General features: G+C 63.6%; 24 protein-coding genes and 1 tRNA gene. 11 read left to right on the forward strand and 14 right to left on the reverse strand.

The window, feature by feature from the left end:
- Positions 1-2 precede the first annotated feature (2 nt).
- The 10 genes from ccmD to Atep_RS04965 form a co-directional block, all read right to left on the reverse strand.
- The gene (gene ccmD, locus Atep_RS04920; RefSeq protein ID WP_213380531.1) at positions 3-173 is read right to left on the reverse strand and encodes a heme exporter protein CcmD; all 171 of its coding nucleotides are present in this window, start codon (positions 171-173) and stop codon (positions 3-5) included.
- Positions 170-928, reverse strand: coding sequence for a cytochrome c biogenesis protein CcsA (ccsA, locus tag Atep_RS04925; RefSeq protein WP_213380532.1), 759 nt, complete (start codon positions 926-928; stop codon positions 170-172). The genes ccmD and ccsA overlap by 4 nt, the downstream gene beginning before the upstream one ends.
- A gap of 2 nt (positions 929-930) precedes the next feature.
- Positions 931-2,418 (reverse strand): class I SAM-dependent methyltransferase, encoded by a 1,488-nt coding sequence (locus Atep_RS04930; protein ID WP_213380533.1) that lies wholly within the window; start codon positions 2,416-2,418, stop codon positions 931-933.
- Positions 2,415-3,083, reverse strand: coding sequence for a type II restriction-modification system restriction endonuclease (locus tag Atep_RS04935; RefSeq protein ID WP_213380534.1), 669 nt, complete (start codon positions 3,081-3,083; stop codon positions 2,415-2,417). The genes Atep_RS04930 and Atep_RS04935 overlap by 4 nt, the downstream gene beginning before the upstream one ends.
- Before the next feature lie 19 nt (positions 3,084-3,102).
- Complete coding sequence (gene ccmB / locus Atep_RS04940) at positions 3,103-3,774, reverse strand: heme exporter protein CcmB (protein WP_213380535.1); 672 nt, start codon at positions 3,772-3,774, stop codon at positions 3,103-3,105.
- Positions 3,775-3,781: 7 nt separating this feature from the next.
- Entirely contained in the window at positions 3,782-4,399 is a 618-nt protein-coding gene (gene ccmA, locus Atep_RS04945; protein ID WP_213380536.1) for a cytochrome c biogenesis heme-transporting ATPase CcmA, read from the reverse strand.
- On the reverse strand, positions 4,392-6,599 hold the full coding sequence (gene rlmKL / locus Atep_RS04950; protein WP_213380537.1) for a bifunctional 23S rRNA (guanine(2069)-N(7))-methyltransferase RlmK/23S rRNA (guanine(2445)-N(2))-methyltransferase RlmL: 2,208 nt from the start codon (positions 6,597-6,599) through the stop codon (positions 4,392-4,394). Before rlmKL ends, ccmA begins: the two co-directional genes overlap by 8 nt.
- An 83-nt stretch (positions 6,600-6,682) precedes the next feature.
- Entirely contained in the window at positions 6,683-7,105 is a 423-nt protein-coding gene (locus Atep_RS04955; RefSeq protein WP_176977874.1) for a YajD family HNH nuclease, read from the reverse strand.
- Between the two features lie 25 nt (positions 7,106-7,130).
- Positions 7,131-7,215, reverse strand: a tRNA-Leu gene (locus Atep_RS04960).
- A gap of 151 nt (positions 7,216-7,366) precedes the next feature.
- Positions 7,367-8,041, reverse strand: a complete 675-nt coding sequence (locus Atep_RS04965) for a rhodanese-like domain-containing protein (protein ID WP_213380538.1) — start codon at positions 8,039-8,041, stop codon at positions 7,367-7,369.
- 28 nt (positions 8,042-8,069) lie between these two features.
- Here Atep_RS04965 and Atep_RS04970 point away from each other — a divergent pair, with 28 nt between their 5' ends.
- The 4 genes from Atep_RS04970 to Atep_RS04985 all read left to right on the forward strand — a co-directional run bounded on the left by Atep_RS04970 (position 8,070) and on the right by Atep_RS04985 (position 9,631).
- Positions 8,070-8,327, forward strand: a complete 258-nt coding sequence (locus Atep_RS04970; RefSeq protein ID WP_213380539.1) for a hypothetical protein — start codon at positions 8,070-8,072, stop codon at positions 8,325-8,327.
- A gap of 143 nt (positions 8,328-8,470) precedes the next feature.
- Positions 8,471-8,926 (forward strand): histidine kinase dimerization/phospho-acceptor domain-containing protein, encoded by a 456-nt coding sequence (locus tag Atep_RS04975; RefSeq protein ID WP_236786502.1) that lies wholly within the window; start codon positions 8,471-8,473, stop codon positions 8,924-8,926.
- A 59-nt stretch (positions 8,927-8,985) separates the two neighbouring features.
- Complete coding sequence (locus Atep_RS16510) at positions 8,986-9,066, forward strand: hypothetical protein (protein ID WP_236786655.1); 81 nt, start codon at positions 8,986-8,988, stop codon at positions 9,064-9,066.
- 322 nt (positions 9,067-9,388) lie between these two features.
- Complete coding sequence (locus Atep_RS04985) at positions 9,389-9,631, forward strand: diguanylate cyclase domain-containing protein (protein ID WP_213380540.1); 243 nt, start codon at positions 9,389-9,391, stop codon at positions 9,629-9,631.
- A 91-nt stretch (positions 9,632-9,722) separates the two neighbouring features.
- On the opposite strand, the gene Atep_RS04990 is transcribed toward Atep_RS04985, so the two are convergent.
- On the reverse strand, positions 9,723-11,444 hold the full coding sequence (locus Atep_RS04990; protein WP_213380541.1) for a cation acetate symporter: 1,722 nt from the start codon (positions 11,442-11,444) through the stop codon (positions 9,723-9,725).
- Positions 11,444-11,752, reverse strand: a complete 309-nt coding sequence (locus tag Atep_RS04995; protein ID WP_213380542.1) for a DUF485 domain-containing protein — start codon at positions 11,750-11,752, stop codon at positions 11,444-11,446. Before Atep_RS04995 ends, Atep_RS04990 begins: the two co-directional genes overlap by 1 nt.
- 374 nt (positions 11,753-12,126) lie before the next feature.
- Here Atep_RS04995 and Atep_RS05000 point away from each other — a divergent pair, with 374 nt between their 5' ends.
- From Atep_RS05000 to Atep_RS05020, 5 genes are all read left to right on the forward strand, one after another.
- Positions 12,127-13,110, forward strand: a complete 984-nt coding sequence (locus tag Atep_RS05000; RefSeq protein ID WP_213380543.1) for an aldolase catalytic domain-containing protein — start codon at positions 12,127-12,129, stop codon at positions 13,108-13,110.
- 3 nt (positions 13,111-13,113) lie between these two features.
- Positions 13,114-14,403: a citrate synthase gene (locus tag Atep_RS05005; RefSeq protein ID WP_213380544.1), complete on the forward strand. Its 1,290-nt coding sequence runs from the start codon at positions 13,114-13,116 to the stop codon at positions 14,401-14,403.
- A 32-nt stretch (positions 14,404-14,435) separates the two neighbouring features.
- Positions 14,436-16,487 carry an HD domain-containing phosphohydrolase gene (locus Atep_RS05010; protein ID WP_213380545.1) on the forward strand — a complete coding sequence of 684 codons (2,052 nt, stop codon included), beginning with the start codon at positions 14,436-14,438 and terminating at the stop codon, positions 16,485-16,487.
- 129 nt (positions 16,488-16,616) lie between these two features.
- Positions 16,617-17,081 carry a (2Fe-2S)-binding protein gene (locus Atep_RS05015; RefSeq protein WP_213380546.1) on the forward strand — a complete coding sequence of 155 codons (465 nt, stop codon included), beginning with the start codon at positions 16,617-16,619 and terminating at the stop codon, positions 17,079-17,081.
- A complete protein-coding gene (locus tag Atep_RS05020) occupies positions 17,074-19,206 on the forward strand; it encodes a xanthine dehydrogenase family protein molybdopterin-binding subunit (protein WP_213380547.1) in 2,133 nt (710 codons plus the stop codon). Before Atep_RS05015 ends, Atep_RS05020 begins: the two co-directional genes overlap by 8 nt.
- Here the strand turns inward: Atep_RS05020 and Atep_RS05025 are convergent.
- Together Atep_RS05025 and Atep_RS05030 are read right to left on the reverse strand one after the other, a co-directional pair.
- On the reverse strand, positions 19,203-19,622 hold the full coding sequence (locus Atep_RS05025) for a SufE family protein (protein WP_213380548.1): 420 nt from the start codon (positions 19,620-19,622) through the stop codon (positions 19,203-19,205). The genes Atep_RS05020 and Atep_RS05025 overlap by 4 nt on opposite strands.
- A gap of 18 nt (positions 19,623-19,640) precedes the next feature.
- Positions 19,641-19,967: a HesB/IscA family protein gene (locus Atep_RS05030; RefSeq protein ID WP_213380549.1), complete on the reverse strand. Its 327-nt coding sequence runs from the start codon at positions 19,965-19,967 to the stop codon at positions 19,641-19,643.
- Positions 19,968-20,105: 138 nt separating this feature from the next.
- Here Atep_RS05030 and Atep_RS05035 point away from each other — a divergent pair, with 138 nt between their 5' ends.
- Both Atep_RS05035 and Atep_RS05040 read left to right on the forward strand, forming a co-directional pair.
- Positions 20,106-22,343, forward strand: a complete 2,238-nt coding sequence (locus Atep_RS05035) for a PAS domain S-box protein (protein ID WP_236786505.1) — start codon at positions 20,106-20,108, stop codon at positions 22,341-22,343.
- Between the two features lie 21 nt (positions 22,344-22,364).
- A complete protein-coding gene (locus Atep_RS05040) occupies positions 22,365-23,075 on the forward strand; it encodes a glutamine amidotransferase (protein WP_213380550.1) in 711 nt (236 codons plus the stop codon).
- Positions 23,076-23,077 lie beyond the last annotated feature (2 nt).

Consider the following 23,077-nt stretch of genomic DNA (forward strand, 5'->3'; position numbering starts at 1 on the left):
TGTCACTCCGGGCGCGAGGATTGGGACAGTCTGGCCAATCGACTCAATCGCGCCAAAATGGTTCGATGCTGGAGACGCAATTGCAGCACCTCGGCCACCAAGACCAGCGCCACCATGCCGTAGGCGCCCCAGACGAAGAAGGCGTAACCGCCCTGAGAAAAGAATTCGCTCATCGTGAATGCTCCCGGTTCAGCAGTTCCTGGACCCAGCTCGCTTCGGCCTCGCGCGTGAGGATGATCGAGCGCAGTCGCATGAAGCCGGTCGCGAACGCGTACATCCAGAACGCCAGCGTCATGGTCAGCATCGAAAACAGGATGTTGCTGTCGATCTTGCCCAGTCCCGAGCGCTGGTGCAGGGCCGCGCACTGGGTCGGGTCGGGGCAGTTGATCGACCAGTAGATGACCGGAACCATCACCAGCCCGACGATCGCCAGCAGGGCCGAGGCGCGATCGGCGCGGCGGGTGTCGTCGATCGCCGAGTGCAGCGCGATATAGCCGATATAGAGGAAGAACAGCACCAGCTCCGAGGTCAGACGCGGATCCCAGTCCCAGTAGGTGCCCCAGCTCGGACGGCCCCAGAAGGCGCCGGTCCAGAGTGCTAGAAAGGTGAAGACCGCACCGGTCGGCGCCACCGCATTGGCCATCATGAACGACAGCCGGGTGTTGAACACCAGCCCGATCGCCGCCCAGAACACCATCACGATATAGAGCCACATCGACATCCAGGCCGCCGGCACATGGATGAAGATGATGCGGTAGTACTCCTTCTGCGCGTTGCTGCCGCCGAGCTGATCGGGCGTCTGGAAGAAGCCCCAGTAGAGGCCGATCACCAGCAGTACGCCGGTCAGGATCCAGAAGGGGCGGGTGAGACGGCCTGCGAGCGGATAGAAGGTCGCGGGCGAGGCGAATTTGAACCAGTTCAGGGTCATGTTCAAGTGCTCAGTTCTAGCGTGAATTGCATTTCGGATTGAATCGCTATTTTAGGTTTTTTCGCCAGTTTCAACCAATTCAGAGTATTCAGAATAGCTGTCTTGATGGGTCGTTTTTCATCCCAAAAGATCAATGATGACAAAAGTTTCAAGGATGGTTCTGCCGTAATCAAAGCGAACGCTTCTCGCGCATCCGTTTCCTGCTCAAAGGAAAGATAATAAACTGTGTCATCAAACATGACAGCCTTGTCTTCTACTGGGCCGATCAGGCGAAAATTGAGCGATTTATAAAGGCCGCAAATAGCGATTCGCCAGGGGCGGAAAGCATAATCACCGATGCCGAAAATTGAAAACCTGGGATTATTTTTGTAGATCGAGCTGCGTCTGGAATCAAGCAGTGTGGCGTGACGCTCAAGATAGTTCCATGTCTTCGGATGAAGATCGCGCATTCTGTCGGTTCTTTCGCCGACGAAATGCTGTGTCACCACAATGAATTTTTCGCGCCATGGCTTGCCGCTTCCAATATCGGATCCTTTCATCAAAGGAAACAGATAATCATGTTCAATATCAACGACTTCACCAAAGCCATTGACGAATCGATCCGGCATGCGCGTCAATTCCATCACAGGCGCGGCATCATGTTTGATTCCTGAGCGCCATTTTTGCGGGCATGTTCCAAACAAAAAAGATGAAGTATCGAATGCATCAAGATCACTAACCGTCAAGCCGTGTCGATAGCCGACTTTGATCCCGTGATCACTTTGAAAATCACTGTATACGGTATATTGCGTTAATCGATCTGATGGGTCAGCGGATAATCGAATAAATAAAAGACAGGCTTCAACGGAAGCATTGAACGATTTTTTAGCGTCGATTGCAAACAGGCTCGCTTCACGAATCGGCAGATTCTGCCGTTGCAACTGTGCTAATACTTTTCTTGCCACGGCAGTTTTGACCAGCATGGCCAAATCGCCGGAGCGCCCCTGAAGACAGCGTAAAATTTCCAACAGCATCCATTCGGAAATATCAAAATTTGACTTTCCAGTTAGCGCATCAAATCCGCTTTGCTTTGAAAAATTGCTTTTTTTCGGAAGATTTTCGCCTTCGATTGTGCCCAAAGTCGAGTTCGTGACCCATGGAAGATTCCCTAAAACGAGTATCGAGCCTGAACAGGCGCGCAGTATGTTATCCCAATCTAGTGCAAAAAAATCAGCCTGTACAAGCTTGATTTGTGATTGATTTTTTAAGCCGTGCAGTTTTTCGCGCAAGGCATCAAGATAAGCGTGATTGATTTCAAATCCGTAAATTTCATGGCTTGCTGGAAAAGCTGATGCCGCTGCTAAAATAAAAGCTCCCACACCGCATGTTGGTTCAATGATAACATTTGGAGAGATGCCGAAATTCAGCAACTTTTCGCAGACTGCCTGAGCTAAGTTATCAGGTGTCTGAAAATCGCCAAATTCGATTTTTTGTTTGCGATGTGCTGTCAAGGCTGGTTGCCTGTATAAATTGCAATCACGCCGTTGACGGTACCCGCCTGATCAATCGCTCTTGAGTATTGCAAGCGCCATTGCAGCGCATTGGATATAGTCAAATAGCCTTGTTTTGGGGGAGTATTTTTGATTTCTGTTGCAAGTTTGTGCAACTCGATTTCATCAATCGGAAGATTTTTTTCGAACAGATAGGCTATCAGGTCTTCAGTGTTGCCTTCGTTGTCTAGAATATTGCGCAAACCTTTGGTCAGCTGAAAATCAGCTGTTTGACCAGCTTCAATAAAAATGGTGTGAATAATGTTTAATGTCGCCGTGCGCAATGCTTCATCATCTTTTTTGTCGTAGACAAAGATAATCAAGGAATAACCTAATCCATATATTTTTTGACGCGCCGACTTAAACGGGCATGACGATTGAGGCTGCCGAATGCTCGTAACCTTCATATCAACATTCAGATCTGGAAAATCAATACCGTTGGCGGAATTTCCTGCTTCGAATGTATAGGCTTTATTTTTGAGGTAAGCGCGAAATTTATGTTCAAGATAGGTGCCGACCGCTTTGCCGTCTGTGACGCCAAACAGCGATGGTTCGGAATGCCCGCTTTCATCTTTAGAAAATTTACTCGCCTCAGCGCAAAGATGCGGAATGGTTAATTTTTTCAAAGCGAATTCCTGACAAGCGTCATTCCAGCGAAATCTTGAGCGCCGCCGCCGAGGCCAGTGGCGCCAGTGTCAGTGCCGCGAGCAGAAAGGCACTCAGCAGCATGAGATAGGGTTCGGTGTCGACGAGCGCGATGCGGGCGACCTCGATCGCGCCGGCGCCATAGACCAGTACCGGAATATAGAGCGGCAGAATCAGCAGCGAGAGCAGGATGCCGCCGCCGCGCAGCCCGAGCGTGAGCGCCGCGCCGATGGCCCCGATCAGACTCAGGATCGGCGTGCCGAGCAGGAGCGACAGCATCATGATCCCGATCTGTGCGTCCGACAGATGGTACTGCATCCCGACCAGCGGGGCGATCAGCACCAGCGGCAATCCGGTCAGCAGCCAGTGCGCGCCGACCTTGGCCAGCACCAAGAGCGACAGCGGCTGGGCGGTCAGGAGCATCTGCTCCAGCGTCCCATCCTCATAGTCCGCCGCGAACAACCGCTCCAGCGCCAGCATCGAAGCCAGCAGCGCCGCGACCCAGACCACGCCCGGCCCCAGGATCTGCAACACCTGACGCTCGGTGCCGACCCCGAGCGGAAACAGACTGACCACGATCACGAAAAAGAACAGCGTCGTCAGCACATCGGTCCGCCGCCGCATGGCCAGCAGCAGATCGCGCTTGAGGACACACCAGAATACAGCCCACATGATGGCGTCAGTCTCCCAGATCCAGACGGGCGACCTGGCCCGAGGTCAGCGGCACTTCCTGGTGTGTGGTCAGGACCGCCAGCCCGCCGCCGGCCACATGCTCGGCGATCAGTCCCTGGAGCAGGGCCACGGCCTCGACATCGAGCGCCGTAAACGGCTCGTCCAGCACCCAGAGCCTGGCGCGACTGAGGATGAGCCGCGCCAGGGCTACGCGCTTCTTCTGCCCCTGCGAGAGCATCCGCGTCGGCAGATCCTCGAAACCGCGCAAGCCGATACGCGCAAGCGCCTGCCGGACGTCATCGATCCCGACCGGGTCGCCGTCGAGCCGCGCCGCGATCGACAGATTCTCGATCCCGGTCAGATCGGACTTGATGCCGTTGAGATGACCGAAATAGAGCAGCTCGCGCCGATAGTCCTCGGCCAGGGCGCGGATCGACTCGCCGCGCCAGCGCACCTCGCCCGCGTCCGGGGTGAAGAGTCCGCACAGGGTTCGCAACAGCGTGGTCTTGCCGCTGCCGTTGCGACCGCGCACATGGAGCAGGGTTCCAGGCTCCAGCGCCAGATCCAGCCCGCTGAACAGCCGCCGGTCGCCGCGTCGGCATTCGAGTCCGATGACCTCAAGCATGGCGGGCCTCGTCGTCGCTTCGGCCCGGCCAGCTCGGCTGGGACTCCGGATGCCGGATCACCCAGCAGTTGTGGATGCGCGGATTGCGGGCGAAGTCGCGCGGCAGGGTCTGGGCGCTGATGTCGCTGACCTCGAAGGGCGCCAGCCCCTCCAGATCGATGCGGAACCGGCGCAGATTGTTCGAGAAGATCAGCCGCCCGCCGGGTTCGAGCAGACGCATGGTCGCCTGGATGATGTCGACATGGTCGCGCTGGATATCGAGCGTGCCCTGCATCCGCTTGGAGGTCGAGAAGCTCGGCGGGTCGAGAAAGATCAGATCGAAGCGGCGTTGTCCGAACATGGAATCGATCCAGCGCAGACAATCGGCTTGGATCAGCTGATGATTCGGCCCCCGGATGCCGTTGAGTTCCAGATTGCGTCCGGCCCATTCCAGATAGGTGCGCGACAGGTCGACCGTAGTGGTCGAGGTCGCGCCGCCCTTGGCCGCGTGCACGGTCGCGGTGCCCGTGTAGGCGAAGAGGTTGAGGAACCGCTTGCCGTCGGCGAGCGAGCCGATCAGTCGCCGCACGTCGCGATGGTCGAGAAAGAGCCCGGTGTCCAGATAGTCCTCGAAGTTGACCAGGAACCTGAGGCCATATTCAGAGACTTCGTGGAAATGCCCGGTCTCGGCCAGCCGCTCGTACTGGGCGCCGCCCTTCTGCTGACGGCGGACTTTGAGGAACACCTGCTCGCCCGGCACCTCCAGCACCTCGGGGATCAGCCCCAGCGCCTCGCGTAGCCGCCGGCGCGCGCGCTTGGGATCGACGCTCGGCGGCGCGGCATATTCCTGGACATGCACCCAGCGCCGGTCGCCCTCGTAGAGATCGATGGCCAGTGCATATTCGGGCAGATCGGCGTCATAGATCCGCAGACAGTCGATGCCCTCGTTCTGACGCCATTTGCGCAGCGCCTTGAGGTTTTTCACCAGCCGGTTGGTGAGCATGGTCGCGCCCGCACTGCGCTCTTCGGGCGGCAGGGGATGCGGCAGATGGCTCATGAAATAACGCGGCTCGACCTGAAAACTCAGTAGCCGGCACTCGATCGGGCCGTTGTAGAGACTGTGTATCTTGGTCGCCCGCAGACCCAGGCTCTTGCCCAGTTCAGGATTGGCCGTGAAGACGGCGGCACGCCAGCCGAGAAAGCGCTCCTTGAGCACCGAGCCGAGCCGCGCATAGAGCCGGCTCAGATCCTCGTCGGCGCCGAGCCGTTCGCCATAGGGCGGGTTGACGATCACCAGCCCCTCGTCGTCCTCACGTCCGGGCCGGCAGTCGGACAGTTCGCGGCGTTCGAAATGGGCCAGTCCGGCGAGTCCGGCACGCTCCAGATGATGCAGCGAGGTGCGGACGGCGTTGGGGTTGACGTCATAGCCGCGCAGCGAGCCGAGCCGCTTGAGCCCGGCCGTGCGGCGCAGACGCGCCTCGGCCAGCAGTCGCTGCCAGGCCGTTTCGTCGTGCTGCGTCCAGCCATGGAAGCCGAAGCGCTCGCGCAAGAGACCAGGCGCGATGTCGGCGGCGATCAGCGCGCCTTCGATAATCAACGTACCCGAGCCGCACATGGGATCGAGCAGAGCACCGCCCTCGGCCGCGATCTCGGGCCAGCCGGCGCGCAGCAGGAGTGCAGCGGCCAGATTCTCCTTGAGCGGCGCGGCCGAACCCGCCTCGCGATAGCCGCGCTGATGCAGCGACTCGCCCGAGAGATCCAGGCTGAAGGCGAGACTGTCTCGATTTCCGTAGAGATGAATGCGCAGATCCGGATAGTCGGGATCGACGCTCGGTCGCCGCCCGTAGAGCCGGTTGAAGCGATCGGCGATGGCGTCCTTGACCTGGAGGATGGCGAAATGCGGATTGGTGACGCCCTCAAGCGCGCCGTCGAACTGGATGGCGAAGGTGCGATCCGGGGTCAGATGATCTTCCCAGGGGATCTCCAGCGCACTGTCGTGGATCTCGTCCGGGCCGCTCAACGACACCTGTGTCAGCGGCAGGAGAATGCGGTTGGCGATCCGCGACCAGAGACAGGCACGGTAGCCGTCCTCGATCCGGCCCGAGAAACGCGCCCCGCCGCGCGTCTCGGCGGCCCCCGCCATCCCGAGTCGGGTCAGCTCCTCGGCGAGCAGACTGCCCATGTGCTTGGGGGCGGAGGCGAAGAAGAGATGATCGGACATGCGGTTGGCGGAACTCCGGGGGATGCGCTGAACCTGACTGTCGGGTTCATCTGCCGAGCCGATCGAGCCGGGCGTGCGGCCCCTCAATCCTTTTTCAGCAGATCACCGAGACCGGCGAAGGGGTTGAAGGTCGCCGCCGAACCGCCGTCGGCGCTCGCTTTGGCCGGCTTGCCGGTGCCGCGCGCAAGTGCGGCCAGATGCTCTTCGTACTTCTGGTGCTCGTTGTCGTGACAGTAGATACACAACAGCTCCCAGTTGCTCCCATCGGGCGGGTTGTTGTCGTGATCCATGTCCTTGTGATGCACCGTCAGCTCGCGCAGATTCTCGCGCGTGAAGGTGCGGGCGCAGCGTCCGCAGACCCAGGGATAGAGCTTCAGCGCCTGATCGCGATAACCGGCGGCGCGTTCCTCGCTCGCCTTGCGCGCGCTGGCGACCACCTGATCGAGCTTGGCGGTATCGATGGGTTTGCCGGTCTTGCCATGGCGGGGAGGGTTATGCGTGGCCATGTTATCGATGTCGTCTCAGGAAGGATGGTGCGCGAGGGGGGACTCGAACCCCCACGGAGTGCTCCACTGGAACCTAAATCCAGCGCGTCTACCAATTCCGCCACCCGCGCGATCCGGGCATTCTAGCCTGATTTCGGAAAAATCGGTATGGATGCTTGATCGGTTTGATCGGTGTAGCCGTCGCTGTCGCCGAGCGGTGGGGGGCGGAACCTGGGATGTGGGGGCGTATTACGGAACACGCCCGCACGTCCCAGGTAATACTCATGGCTGAACGCTGGTCAACCCGACGCTCAGCCAGTCCTGCATCCCGCCGCGATACCACTTGAGCTTGTCCGGCGGATAGCCGATGCCGACCAGGGTCTTGATGTTGGCCGTCGACTGCGGGCACCAGATGCCGTTGCAGAACAGCACCAGCGTCTTGGCGTTGGTGAAGTCCCAGCCACCGGTCGACGGATCTCGGACGACGTTGAATTGATCGCGCAGCGTCTGCTCGAAGGTATCGGCCTCGCCCGGCGTCTCGAAGGTGCCGGTCTTGTCGCGGCTGATCCGGTTCCAGGGGATGTTCACCGAACCGGGAATGGTACCGCGCATGACCCAGTCCGGGGTGCGCGAGTCGACCAGCAGGATGTCCGTGTCGCCCTGCGACATCCGTTGCAGATAGTCCAGCACATCCAGCTCACCGATGGTCTCGACGCCCTCGACCACCACCATGGGTTGCACGCAGAAAGGCGGACAGCCGCGATCGGTCTTCCGGTAGATCTCCGGCAAGGTGGCGTTGAGATCGTGTCCGCGCTGGATGGTGACGGTCTGGCCGTTGTGTCGGACCTGGACGCTTTCGAGCGTCGGCGTGATCTTGTTGCCGGCCGCGAGCGCGAGGGCCGGGATGCCGAGGCAGAGCGCAAGGGCCGTGAGACGCAAGAATCGGGTGCTGGACATACTGCGAGTCTCCTGAACGCTGTGATGGATGATCGCCGATGACGGCTCGGCGCTATCGAGACCGATCGAGCACATCGGCCGGAAAGTCCGCGTGCTGTTCGCCGAGCGCCTGATCGTAACTCAATTCGCCCTGATATTCGGCATCGCGAGAACATTCGCGCCAACCCAGGCATTGCCGATTACGCCGGTGCCATCATTTGGTACTTTCAGGGCATCGGCCGGTGGCCGAGTCGACAGGCCCTCCGTCAGCATCCATCACGCGGCGAATCACTATGTTCTTCCCTAAACTGTGCACGATTGCAACGACCGAGGTGATCACGCTGCCGGCGACGGCCACGCTCGCCGAGGCCGCCGGCACCATGAAGCGCCATAACGGCCCAGGAAGCCGCCGAGCGTGCCAGTCGGGCCAAGAGTCAGTTCCTGGCCAACATGAACCATGAGATCCGCACACCCATGAACGCCGTGATCGGCCTGAGCGATCTGCTCCTGGAGACGCCGCTCGACGCCAAGCAGCGCGACTATCTGGGCAAGATTCGCGATTCTTCGCGCCTGCTGCTTGGGATCATCAACGACATCCCGGACTACTCCAAGATCGAGGCCGGCAAGCTGGATCCGGCGCTCCAGTCGTTTTCCCTCGATGATCTGCTCGATCAGATGCGCACGCTCTTCGGCAACGCCGCCGATGCGCGGGGTATCGAACTCATCTTCGATCTGGCCGTTTCGTCACGCCATCGGGTCGTGGGCGATGCCTTGCGCCTGGGGCAGGTGCTGATCAACCTGCTCAGCAATGCCGTCAAGTTCACCGAGCGGGGGGCGGGTCGTGCTCTCCATTCGGCAGCTCGACACGGGAACCGCATCGGCGCGTCTGCGTTTCGAGGTGCGTGACACGGGCATCGGTATCGCGCCCGAGCAGCAGGCGCGACGGGCAGTCGTTGTCGCTGCTCATGATCGATATCGACCAGTTCAAGCCCTACAACGATCACTATGGTCATGGGGGCGGGAGAGGAGCAAAAAACAGTTCTTGATTTTTTCTTCATTTTTCATCAGGATTTTTCACTGTAGATAGGTTATCTACAAGCGTGAAGGTTTCACGCTCCATGGTCAGGGTCAACGTCGAATCGCAAGGTTGTTCTCTGTTCAGGATGAACGCCGAGGCAATTTTTATGGCGCAAGCTGGGTTTCGACGGCCGACACGGCCCATGTTGCCGGTGTTGACCGGCCATTCGGTTGGGACTGCTCAACCCGGACTCCAGTTGCTCGCCCACCAGGGCGCTATCAACGGAGAGCGAATCACTTAAAAACCACCATAAGCAACTTTGTTTAGGGTTTTAGGAACAGTTCGCGGTCGTGCTGCCCGAGACCGACGAAGCGGGTGCCGAAACGCTCGCCCGGCGTCCGCACGAAGCCGTGCGCGCGCTGGGGATCGAACATGCCTACTCGGACGCGGCGCCCCATGTCACGATCAGCGTCGGTGTCGCCACGCATTCGCCGCAGCAGCCGAAACGCGACGCCGAAGCATTGAAGCGGAGTGCCGATCGGGCGCTGTATCAGGCCAAGTCCCAGGGCCGCAATCGCATTTCCTTCGAATGACCGAGCGGGACGTGCCGGAGGCCGCGTCCCGCCCGCTTCCTGCATCGAGCCAAGCCGAATCGATCGGACTTGGCTCGATTCGAGCCGGATCTCAGTGATCTACCGCACCCTCGGCACCGATGCCGGTCTCACAGCGGATGCGCTGCGCCTCGAAGGCGTGACGCTCACGCTTGGCCTGCTCGGAGTTGTCGAGCAGCGAGACGATCCAGATGCAGAAGAACGCCAGCGGCATCGAGACGATCGCCGGGTTGTTGAGTGCGATCAGCCCGACCGGCTTGCCGTCGGCATCCATATGGCCCAGCACGTCGCCCCACACCGCCTTCGACAGCACGGTGAGCGCTACGGCGCTGATCAGACCGACCAGACCGCCGACCAGGGCGCCTTTGGTGGTCATCTTGCCCCAGAAGATCGAGGCGACCAGCACCGGGAAGTTGGCGCTCGCGGCGATGGCGAAGGCCAGACCCACCATGAAGGCCACGTTCTGGCTCTCGAAGGCGATACCGAGCGCAATGGCCAGCAGACCCAGACCGAAGGTCGCGATCTTGGAGATGCGGATCTCGGTGGTCTCGTTGCTGCGACCGCGCGCGATGACGCTGGCGTAGAGGTCGTGCGAGATCGCCGAGGCGCCGGCCAGGGTCAGACCCGCGACCACCGCCAGGATGGTGGCGAAGGCCACCGCCGAGATGAAGCCCAGGAACAGGTTGCCGCCGACGGCCTCGGCCAGACGGATGGCGACCATGTTGGTGCCGCCGTCGAGACCCTTGACGAGCTGATCCTTGATCACCGAGCCGTCGGCGGCGAGCGCCTCGGGCTTGAAGAACTCAGGATGCTGCGACAGCAGCACGATGGCGGCGAAGCCGATGATGAAGGTCAGGATGTAGAAGTAGCCGATGAAGCCGGTGGCGTAGAACACCGACTTGCGCGCTTCCTTGGCATCCGGCACGGTGAAGAAGCGCATCAGGATGTGCGGCAGACCCGCGGTACCGAACATCAGCGCCAGCCCCAGCGAGATGGCATTGACCGGATCCGTGACCAGCGAGCCGGGCGACATGATGGCGAGCGCCTTGGGATGGATCTCGACGGCCTGACGGAACATCTCCTCGGGCGAGAACCCGAAGGTCGAGAGCGCGGCCACGGCCATGAAGGTCGCACCCGAGAGCAGCAGCATCGCCTTGATGATCTGCACCCAGGTCGTCGCGGTCATGCCGCCGAAGATGACATAGACCATCATCAGCACGCCGACCGCGATCACCGCCAGCCAGTAGTCCAGGCCGAACAGGAGCTGGATGAGCTTGCCGGCGCCGACCATCTGCGCGATCAGATAGAAGGCCACCACCACCAGCGAGGAGATGGCCGCCATGGTGCGGATCTGGGTCTGACCGAAGCGGTAGGAGCTGACGTCGGCGAAGGTGAACTTGCCGAGGTTACGGATCTGCTCGGCGATCAGGAACATGATCACCGGCCAGCCGACCAGGAAGCCGATGGAGTAGATCAGACCATCGTAGCCCGAGGCGAACACCAGGCCCGAGATACCCAGGAAGGACGCCGCCGACATATAGTCGCCGGCGATCGCCAGACCGTTCTGGAGGCCGGTGATGCCGCCGCCGGCGGTGTAGAAGTCCTTGGCCGAGCGGGTGCGCTTGGCGGCCCAGTAGGTGATGCCGAGTGTTCCGGCCACGAAGACCATGAACATCGCGATGGCGGTGTAGTTGGTCGCCTGACGCTCGACCTCGCCGCTCACAGCGGGTCCGGCCACCAGCGCGAAGGGCGCGAGCAGGGCGAGCAGCACGCCCCAGAGATAGTAGCGCTTCATTACTGCAGATCCTCCCGGATGGCCTTGGTCAGGGCATCGAAGCGACTGTTGGCCTTGGCGACATAGATCCCGGTCAGGACGAAGGCACTGACGATGATCCCGACGCCGATGGGCATGCCGACGGTGGTCACGGCGCCTTCGGCGATCGGCGTGCCGAGCAGCGAGGGAGCGAAGGCGATGATCAGGATGAAGCCGTAGTAGATCACCAGCATGATGACCGTCAGGTTCCAGGCGAAGCATTTACGGGAGCAGACGAGCTCCTGATAACGCGGATGCGCCTTGATGGCATCGACCGAGTCTTGTTGCATGGGTCTTCCTTACGAATGTTGTGTGAGCGAATGGGCCGATCGAGGTCGAGAGACGGGTGATGGACGGATGACGGCGGCACCTCGGAACGCGCCGCCGGGGCGTATCGAGGCGCGCGACCGTCCGACCCGCATCGCAGCGATACGAGCGTCTCTCGTCGATTCTTGGGATGATGTGTGAGGCGCGCCGTTTAGAGCGGCGGGATTTTGGTATTGACCGACATCGGGAGTCAATCAAAAAAACATTTAATCTATCAATATCTTTTATGTGATCGCACTGGTCACCGGGTGAGCGCAGCGGCTATTTGCTCGAACAATGCCTTTGGGTTGACAATGGCGAATCGTTCAATAGCCAAGCGCCCGCGGAGACCGAACCCATGTCCGACAAAGCCCCCTGGATCACCTTCCGGCCCGAACTCAAGGTGCTCGACTGCACCGTGCGGGACGGCGGGCTGGTGAATGCCCATCGATTCAGTGACGAGTTCGTGCGGGCCGTCTATCAGGCCTGTGTCGAGGCGGGTATCGACTACATGGAGATCGGCTACAAGAACTCGCCCAAGGTCTTCCCCAAGGAGAAGTTCGGTCCCTGGCGTCACTGCGACGAGGCCGACCTCAAGCGTGTCGTCGGCGACCACGATCCCGAGAAGACGGGTCTGAAGCTCGCCGCCATGGCCGACGCCGGCAAGAGCGACTGGGAGACCCGGATCGTGCCGGCCGCCGAGAGCCCGCTGTCGATGATCCGCGTGGCCTTCTACGCCCATCAGGTCTCGGAGGCGGTCGACATGATCCGCTACGCCGACGAGCTGGGCTACGAGACCACCGCCAATCTGATGGCCGTCTCCAACATCACCGAGGAAGAGATCGACACCGTGCTCGAGTCGATCGCGCCGACCCCGGCCGGCACCATGGTCATCGTCGACAGCTTCGGCCACCTCTACCGCGAGCAGATCGACCGGCTCTACAAGAAGTATGCCACGGCGCTCGAAGGCACCGGCAAGGAGATCGGCATCCACGCCCACAACAATCTGCAACTGGCCTTCGCCAACACCATCGAGGCCATCATCCTCGGCTGCAACCGGGTCGATGCCACCATGTACGGCTTCGGGCGCGGCGCGGGCAACTGTCATACCGAACTGCTGCTCGGCTTCCTGCGCAATCCCAAGTTCGAGGTGCGTCCGGTGATCGAGGTGATCCAGAAATATCTCTTCCCCCTACGCCAGCAGCTCGACTGGGGACCGTCGATCCCCTACAACCTCACCGGCCAGCTCAACCAGCACCCGCGCAGTGCCATCGAGTGGCGTGAAGGGCCGACCCCGGACGACTTCCTGGGTTTCTACGACAAGCTGATCGCGGAGATGTGAGCCATGGCCGGTGAAGCGACCCTGATCCTGGACGGCCAGGAGTATCGATTTCCCATCCGCGAGGGCACCGAGGGCGAACGTGCGATCGACATCCAGGATCTGCGCGCGCGCACCGGCCATATCACGCTCGACCCCGGCTACGGCAACACCGGCAGCTGTGAGAGCGCCATCACCTTCATCGACGGCGAGCAGGGCATCCTGCGTTATCGCGGCATCCCGATCGAGCAGTTCGAGCAGGCGCCGAACTTCGTCGAGGTCGCCTGGCTCCTGATCTTCGGGCATCTGCCGAGCGCCGAGGAGTATCGGATCTTCTCCGAGCGGCTCACCGCCTACGCCAACCTCGACGAGAGCATGAAGCACCACTTCGAGGGCTTCCCGCGCTCGGCGCCGCCCATGGCCATCCTCTCGGCCATGATCAATGCGCTCTCCTGCTTCCATCCGGATTTCTTCGAGCTGGAGGACAGGGACCACTTCCAGGCCGCCGCCGCCGGACTCATCAGTAAGATCCGCACCATCGCCGCCTATGCCTACCGGCACTCGGTCGGCCGGCCCTATATCTATCCGCATCCTGGGCAGCGCTATGTGCCGAACTTCTTGCACATGATGTTCTCGCAGCCCTATGCCGAGTACGTCTGCGATCCGATCGTCAAGGATGCGCTCAACCTCATCCTGATCCTGCACGCCGATCACGAGCAGAACTGCTCGACTTCGACGGTGCGCATGGTCGGCTCCAGTCAGGCCAATCTGTTCGCCTCCTGCGCCGCCGGCGTGTGCGCGCTCTGGGGACCGCTGCACGGCGGGGCCAATGTCGCGGTGCTGGAGATGCTCGACCGGATCCATCGCGGCCACATCAGTCCCGAGGACTATGTGCGGCTGGCCAAGGACAAGGACAGCAAGGTCCGGCTCATGGGCTTCGGGCATCGGGTCTACAAGAACTTCGACCCGCGCGCCAGGATGCTCGCCAATGTGGCCGAGAAGCTGCTGCCGACGCTCGGCGTCCGGGATCCGCTGCTCGACATCGCCCGCCGGCTCGAAGAGATCGCGCTCGAAGATCCCTATTTCGTCGACCGCAAGCTCTATCCCAATGTCGACTTCTACAGCGGCATCATCCTGCGCGCCATCGGCATCCCGACCAACATGTTCACCGTCATGTTCGCCATCGGCCGGCTGCCCGGCTGGATCGCGCACTGGTGGGAGCAGGCCCAGACCCAGGGCAACAGGATCGCCCGTCCGCGCCAGATCTATGTCGGTCCGGGCGTGACCGATCATGTGCCCAGGGAAGCACGGGTTTGACGTTCGATCCTGTCTCTTGAGGAGGGCATCGCGTGAACAAACGGATCCAGTTCGCCATCGCCGCGCTCGTGCTCAGCCTGGGGCTGGCGATCTACGGCATCATCGTCTTCGCCGATGCCGAGAAGGGGCGCGATCTCCAGGCGTTGCAGGCCCAGATGAACCTCGTGGCCGACAGTCGCGTCGAGGCCATCGACCATTGGCTGAAGGCCCAGTACGCCGTGCTGGAGGGACTGGCGCGTCATGAGTCGCTGCGCCGGGCCCTGACTTCGATCGGCGCGGAGCCGGGGGAGGAAGCCCACGACAGCCTGCGTGCACTGCTCGCCGCCACGGCCGCGCGCGCGGGGTTCCTGTCCTACCAGGCCACCGGCTATCAGCCGGCCTATTCCGACACGCTCGTCGATGGCGGACTGGCCGTGCTCGACACCCAGAACGGCGTCCTGGCGGCCACGGGCGGAATGCCGCCGATCGAGACGCGCCTGGCCGATTTCCTCGCGCAAACGCCGCTCGAGGCGCGCGCCCTGCTCGACCTGCATCGCGGCGCGCACGATCGACCGGCACTGGGATTCCTGCTGCCGGTGCTGGAGCCGCCGGACGCCCGGGATGGCGCCGGTACCGTGCTCGCGCGCATTCTGGCCCTGCGACCGGTCGATGCCGGATTCTTCGCCATGCTCAGACAGCCGGGCGTCACGGCGCGCACGGCCGAGTCCTATCTGATCCGCCGTTCCGACAATCTGATCGAGTATCTCTCGCCGCTGCTCGACGGCAGTGAGCCGCTGGCGAAACGGCTCGCGGTCAATACCGAGTCGCTCATCGACGTCGAGGCCCTGGAGCAACCCGGACTCTTCCATCAGGGGCGCGATTACGCCTTCAAGGACTCCTTCGCCGTGAGCCGTCCGGTTCCGGGGACCGACTGGGTGCTGGTCCACCGGATCGGTGCCGCCGAGGCGCTGGCCGCGAGCGACGCGCGGCGCATGACGCTCATCAGCGGTCTGGCCCTGCTGGTGGTGCTGATCGGCGCGGCCCTGGTGCTGGTCTGGCTCTATGCCACCTCGCGCCGGGTCGAGGAGGTCGCCGAGTGCTACCGGCTGTCCTCTGAACGCTACGAGCGTCTGTCGGGCTTCCTCGACATCCTGACCGACAGCCAGCCCAATCCCATCCTGGTCGTCGATGCGAACAACCACATCACCTATGCCAACCTGCGTCTGGCCGAACTCAGCGGCATCGCGCGCGACGAGCTGATCGGGCGCTCGCTGACCGGTGTGCTCGGGCAGGAGGCGGGCGGACGCTATGGGGCGATCAACCGGCGCGTTCTGGAGAGCGGCGAGCCACGGGTCGAGATCGAACATCTGCCCGACGAGCAGGGCGGGGAGCGGGTGTGGCGCTCGCATCACTATCCCTTCACGGCCGCGACCGATGCCCAGGAGCCGGCCGTGCTCGTCACCATCGAGGATCTGACCGATCTGATGCGCGAGCGCGCCCGACGGGAACGCAACACCCGGCAACTGCTCGATACCCTGGTCGGCCTGGTCGACGAGCGTGATCCCGACTCGGCCCATCAATCCAGGTATGTCGTCCGGGTCGCGCGCGCCGTCGCCGAGGATCTCGGGTTCGATCCGTCGCAGGTCGAGACCATCGAGCAGGCCGCACGCTTGGTCAACATCGGCAAGATCCGCATCCCGCGCGCCCTGCTGGTCAAGGGCGGCGATCTGACCGATCAGGAGTTGAAGCGGGTGCGTGAGGCACTCGACGAGGGGCCGGAGCTGCTGCGCGACATCGAGTTCGACGGTCCGGTGCTCGAGACCCTGGCGCAGATCAACGAATGGGTCGACGGCAACGGCCGGCCGCGCGGTCTGAAGGGCGACGAGATCCTGCCCGCCGCCCAGGTGGTGGCGCTCGCCAATACCTTCGTGGCCCTGATCAGTCCGCGCGCCTTCCGCGACGCCCGGAGCTTCGACGAGGCCGAGGCCATCCTGATGCGCGAGATCGGGCGGCGCTTCGACAAGCGCTTCGTCCTGAGTCTGCTCAACTATCTCGAAAATCGTGGCGGGCGTGATGAGTGGGCGGGGATGAGCCGGAGGGTCTGACGGTTCGCGGGTGCCGGTCAGGCTGTCGTGGTGCGATGCGTGATGCGGGGGCAAGCTGGGAGCTTTCCTTTCACACGAGCGCGAAATCTGCAATGCTAGTGCGTCTCTCGTTCGCCCGATCCTGAATCCATGATCCATTTCACGCTCAATGGCGAGCCACAGGCGCTCGCGCTCGATCCGGACACGCCCCTGCTGTGGGTGTTGCGCGACCATCTCGGACTGACGGGTACCAAGTACGGTTGCGGCGAGGGCGCGTGCGGCGCCTGTGTCGTGCGGCTCGACGGCGAGCCGGTCAAATCCTGCTCCACGCCGCTGTCGGCCGTCGCGGGGCGTTCGGTCCAGACCATCGAGGGACTGTCGCCCGATGGTCGTCATCCGCTTCAGCTGGCCTGGGTGCTGGAAGAGGTGCCTCAGTGCGGCTACTGCCAGTCGGGTCAGATCATGACGGCGGCGGCGCTGCTGGCCCGGCATCCGCGTCCGAGCGACGAACAGATCAATGCGGCCATGTCCGAGGTGTTGTGCCGCTGCGGCACCTACGGGCGCATCCGTCGCGCCATCCACCGGGCCGCCACGCCAGAGGTCCAGGGTGGCTGATTCGGATTCGACGACAGGACTCACAAGGCGCGATCTGCTCAAGATCTTCGCCCTGAGCGGCGGCGGGCTGGCGCTCGGCTGGGTCTGGCCGGCGCGCGCCGAGACGAACGAGACGCCGGCCCCGAGCCGATTCGAACCCAATGCCTGGGTCAATATCCATGCCGATGGCCGTATTCAGTTGCGTCTGGCGCGCTCGGAGATGGGCCAGGGGGTCATGACCGCGCTGGCGATGCTGCTGGCCGAGGAACTGGAGGTGGGACTCGATCAGATCCGGATCGAGCCGGCCCCCGTCGATCCGGTCTATGCCAACCGGCTGCTGGGCGAGCAGGCGACCGGGAGCGGAACCTCCACCCGCGACGGCTGGGAGACACTGCGCGAGGCCGGTGCCCTGGCGCGCACGCTCATGATCGCGGCCGCCGCCCGGACCTGGGGTGTGCCCGAGTCCGAATGCCGCGCGCGCCGGGCGCGGGTCCATCATGCCGACGGGGTGCGCAGTCTCGGCTATGGCGAGCTGGCGGCCGCGGCGGCAAATCTGCCGGTCCCGGCCTCGGTCGTACTCAAGGACAGGTCCGACTGGACCCTGATCGGCACCAGCCAGCCCCGGCTCGACACCCCGCTCAAGGTGCGCGGCGCGGCGCGCTTCGGACTCGACGTGCGGCTGCCGGGGATGCTCTATGCCGCGATCAGGCGCTGTCCGGTCATCGGCGCCGAGGTCAGCGCCTGGAGCGGCCGCGCCGCGCGCGAGGTGCCGGGTGTGATCGACGTGTTCGCGGTGCGTCACGGTATCGCGGTCGTGGCCGAGACCAGTTGGGCGGCCCTGGCCGGCCAAGCGCGTCTGGAGGTCGACTGCCGGCCCAGAGTCGATACGGCGGTGGCGACCGAGCGCCTGCATTCACGTCTGCGCATCGGTCTGAGCGGGCGTGCGCCCGTGGTGCTCAAGGAGGGCGACGTGAGCCGTGCCCTGGCCAAGGCCGCACTGGAGATCGAGTCGGTCTACGAGCTACCCTTCCAGCCCCATGCCTGCATGGAACCGATGAACTGCACCGCCGACGTGCGCCCGGACGGTTGCGACATCCATGTACCGACCCAGTCGCAGTCGGCCACGCACGCGCTGGCACGGCGTCTCACCGGGCTACCGGCCGAGCGCATTCGGGTGCACACCACCTTTCTCGGCGGCGGACACGGGCGTCGGCGCGAGCAGGATTTCGTGCATGACGCCGTCGAACTCTCACAACGGCTCGGGCAGCCGGTGCAGGTGATCTGGACGCGCGCCGATGATTTCCAGCACGACTACTACCGGCCCATGACGCTGCACCGGCTGCGCGGCGGACTCGACGCGGCCGGCGAACCCGTAGCCTGGTTCCATCGCGTGGTGGGTCCGTCGGTGCTCGCGCGGCGCGATCCGGGGCGCATCCGCGACGGCATCGATCCGCTCATGATCGACGGGGCGACGAGTCTGCCCTATGGGTTCGCGCATCGGCGGCTGGAGTACCGTCGCGCCGACACGCCGGTCCCGATCGGGCTGTGGCGCGGCGATGGTCATTCGCACAATGCCTTCGCGACCGAGTGCTTTCTCGACGAACTGGCGCGCGCGGGCGGGCACGATCCATTGGAACTGCGCCGCCGACTGCTGGCCGGGAGTCCGGCGCATCTGGCGCTGCTCGACCGGCTCGCCGAGCATTGGGCCGCGCCCGTGCCCGAGGGCTGCGGACGGGGTCTGGCTTTGGTCGAGGCCGCCGGCAGCCGGCTGGCCCTGCTGGCCGAGGTCGCGGTCGAGGAGGGGAGGGTACGGGCGCGGCGCTTCGTCGCCGTGCTGGACTGCGGTCAGGTGGTCAATCCGGATGCCGTGCTGGCGCAGATCGAGAGCGGGATCGTCTTCGGGCTGACCGCGACCCTCAAGGGCGCCATCACCTTCAGCGATGGCCGGGTCGAGCAGACCGGCTTCGGCGACTATCCGCTGTTGCGCTTCGACGAGATGCCCCAGGTCGAGTCGATCCTGATCGACAGCGACGCTCCGCCCGGCGGGGTCAGCCCCATCGCCACGCCGGCCGTAGCCCCGGCCGTGGCCAACGCGCTCCTGGCGCTGCTCGGACGTCCGTTCAGAAGCCTGCCGATCCGACTCTAAACCGCCAGCAAGCGCGCCTGTGCCTTCATCTTATTGACGATGGCATAGACGCCGACATGCCGGTTGGGACTCAGATGCTCTTCGAGTTGCAGTGCCTGGAACAGCGCATCGACGTCGAGCGACTCGATCTCGTCCGGCGTCTTGTCGGAGAACAGCCCGACCAGCAGCGCGACCACGCCCTTGATGATGGCCGTGTCGCAGTCGCCCCAGTAGGCCAGCCGCCCGGAGCGTTCCGGATGCGGATGAGCGGCCACGTGCACCAGACTCATGCACTCGACGACGCGATTGGCGTCGGTCTTGTGCGCGCCCGGCATGGGCGCCAGGCGCTCGCCGAGTTCGACCAGATATTGATAGCGCGACTCCCAGTCGCCCAGCAGCTCGAAGTTCTCGACGATCTCGCCGATGTCCGAATCCATGCCGGAGACCACGCGCGACTAGACCCGGAAGGACTCACCGCAACCGCAGTGATCCTTGGCGTTGGGATTGTGGAACTCGAAGCCCTGGTTGAGCAGATTGGTCTTGACGAAGTCGATCTCCAGTCCGTCGAGCCGGCTCAGGTTCGTCTCGTCGACCACGATCTTGACGCCGTGGCTCTCGAACACCCGGTCGTCGGCGCCGAGTTCGTCGGCATAGTCGACCGCATAGGTGAAGCCGCTGCATCCGCTCTTCTTGGTGGCGACGCGCAGACCCAGTCCATGCCCGCGTCGTTCGAGCTGGCCGGCGACGTGTCGCGCCGCCGCTTCGGTCAGGGTGACTGTCATGTTCTGTCCTCGTGCAAAATCAGTGTCGTCGATGGGGCTGAATCTGTACCCGGCGCCGGACTTTTTCAAGGTTGAACCGCGTCCGGGCTACGGGTATCGTCCCGGCCATCGTTCTCGCCCTCGCTACCCAGGCCCGCCTTGCGCTCCGATTCTCTCGTTCATGCCGCCTCGAACCCGTTCACCAGTGCCATCCGGGTGCCGATCGCGCTGGGTGTGCTGGACACGGCACTCCGTCTGAACCGGCTCCAGACTCCAGCCGGTTCGTCGACGCGACCGCCGGACCCGACGACCAGCCCCGAGTTCATGCCGCTGGCGCGCCGGGTGCTCGCCGACGGCCGGCCGGTGCGCCGGAGCATCGTGCTCGATGATGCCGGACGCGCGCATCGGCTCGACCTGATCCTGACGCCCATGCTCGGCCCAGCGGGCGAGACGACCGGCGTCTTCGTCTGTGCACTCGATCTCACCGAGACGCTGCACGTCGAGCAGGCGCTGCGCGAGAGCGAGACCCAGTTCCGGCTCATGTTCGACCTGGCGACGGTCGGCATGGCGGTCATAGATCCGAGCACCCGCCGCGTGTTGCGGGTCAACCAGCGTCTGTGCCGCATCCTCGGCTACGAGGCTGGGGAACTGCTCGGGATGTCGTTCCAGGATCTCACCCATCCGGAGGACCGCCGGCACGACCGGCGGCGCTTCCGGCGCGCGGCGCTGCGACTGGACACCGATTATTTCACCGAGAAACGCTATGTACGCAAGGACGGTACCGTGGTCTGGGCGCTGGTGAACGCGACCTTCATCCGCGACGCGAACGGCGATCCGGTGCGCTCCGTGGCCGCCATCATCGACATCACCGACCGGCGCGAGGCCGAGACCCGGGCGCGCGATCTGGCCGCCGTGGTCGAGTCCTCGTCGGACTTCATCGGTATCGCCGGACTCGACCGGCGCGGACTCTATCTCAATCCGGCCGGGCGCTCGCTGGTCGGTCTCGATGCGGAACGGGACATCACCGAGATCCGGATCGAGGATTTCTTCATGCCCGAGGATCTGGAGCGGCTGCGCCAGTCCATCCTGCCGGCGGTGGAGGCGACCGGCCGCTGGGCCGGGGAGTTCCGCTTCCGCCATTTCGTCACCGGCGAGCCGATCGACGTCTTCTACGACGCGCTGCGCATCGACGATCCCAACACCGGGCGTCCGCTGCACTATGCCACGGTGACGCGCGACATCCGCACCGAGAAGGCCGCCGAGCAGGCGTTGCGCGAGGCCGACCGGCGCAAGGACGAGTTCCTGGCCGTGCTCGGGCACGAGTTACGCAATCCCATGGCGCCGATCCGCCATGCCGTCGAGATCCTGCGCGCGCTGGGCGTCGATGGCGACCCCCGGATCCGCTGGGCGATCGAGGTGCTCGACCGCCAGACGGCGCACATGGGCCGGTTGCTCGACGATCTGCTCGATGTGTCGCGGATCGTGCAGGGGCGCATCGAGCTGGAGCCGGTCGAACTGGGGGTGCGCGAACTGGTCCGGCAGGCCGCCGATGGGGTGCGCGCGCTCATGGAGGAGCATCGGCACAGATTCGTCTGTCGGCTGCCCGCACCCGAGTGGCGTGTCCTGGGCGATCCGGTGCGCCTCTCGCAGATCCTGCTCAACATCCTGGTCAATGCCGCCAACTACACCCCGCCCGGCGGCGAGATCCGCATCGAGTCCCGGATCGAGGGCGAGTCGGTGCTGATCCAGGTACGCGACAACGGTCAGGGGATGACGGCCGAACAGCTCGATTCGCTGTTCGGGCTCTTCACGCGCGGGCCGCATGCGTGCGATGCCGACAACGGCGGTCTGGGGCTGGGGCTGGCCATCGCGCGTCGGCTCGCCGAGCTGCATGGCGGTCGGCTGGAGGCGCGCAGTGAGGGCCTGGGGCGCGGCACCGAGCTCTGTCTGCGGCTGCCGATCCTCACCGATGCGCGGCCTTCGAGCCCGAACGAGCCTCCGGATCGTCCAGCCGTTCCGCCGGTGGGCGAGAAACCGCGCGTCCTGGTGGTGGACGACGATCCGGACGTGGTCGACGCCCTGGCGATGCTGCTGGAGATCCTGGGCTATCCGGTCGACGTCGCCCGTTCCGGTCCGCAAGCCCTGGAGTTGGTGCGGCGTCAGTGTCCGCGTCTGGCCCTGCTCGACATCGGCATCCCCGGCATGGACGGGCTGGAGATCGCGCGGCGTCTGCGTGCTGACTATCCCGATCCCAAGCGTTTGAAGCTGGTCGCGTTGACCGGACTCGGCCACGAGCAGGCCCGCGAACGTTCGCTGGCCGCCGGCTTCGACGAGCATCTGGTCAAGCCGCTCGGGCGTCAGGCGCTACTGGCGCTGTTGGAATCCTTGGGGCGATGAATAGAGCAATGGAGCAGACGGATGAAGACAGCGGTCGCGATTCGACACATGGCGTTTGAAGACCTGGGGTCTTTCGCTTCGGTATTGGACCGGCGCGGCTGGGCTCTGCGCTATCTGGAGGCCGGCGTCGACCGGCTCGACGACATCGATCCGGTTGAGCCGGACCTGCTGGTCGTGCTGGGCGGGCCGATCGGTGCCTACGAAGAGGCGAGCTATCCGTTCATCCGCGATGAGCTGCGCATCCTGGAGAGGCGCTTGCAGGCCGATCGCCCGACGCTCGGGATCTGTCTGGGCGCGCAGATGATGGCGCGGGCGCTCGGGGCGCGTGTCTATCCGGGACCGTGCAAAGAGATCGGCTGGACACCGCTGTGTCTGTCGCCGGAGGGACAGGTCTCGCCGCCGGCGCACCTCGATGGCGCCCTGACCTCGATGCTGCACTGGCACGGCGACACCTTCGATCTGCCACACGGTGCCACGCGACTGGCCTCCACCGACCTGTATCCCAACCAAGCCTTCTCCTGGGGACGCTCGGCGCTCGCGCTCCAGTGTCACCCCGAAGTCCGTGCCGACCGGCTCGAACACTGGCTGATCGGTCATGCCGCCGAGCTGGCCGCTGCGGGGATTTCGATCCCGGACTTGCGCGCCGAGAGTGCACGTCTGGCGCCGACCCTGGAGCAACAGGGGCGGCGCTTCTTCGACGCCTGGCTCACGACGATCGATACGCGCCCATGATG

The sequence above is a fragment of the Allochromatium tepidum genome (genome assembly GCF_018409545.1).
In the GTDB taxonomy this organism is placed as follows: Bacteria; Pseudomonadota; Gammaproteobacteria; order Chromatiales; family Chromatiaceae; genus Thermochromatium; species Thermochromatium tepidum_A.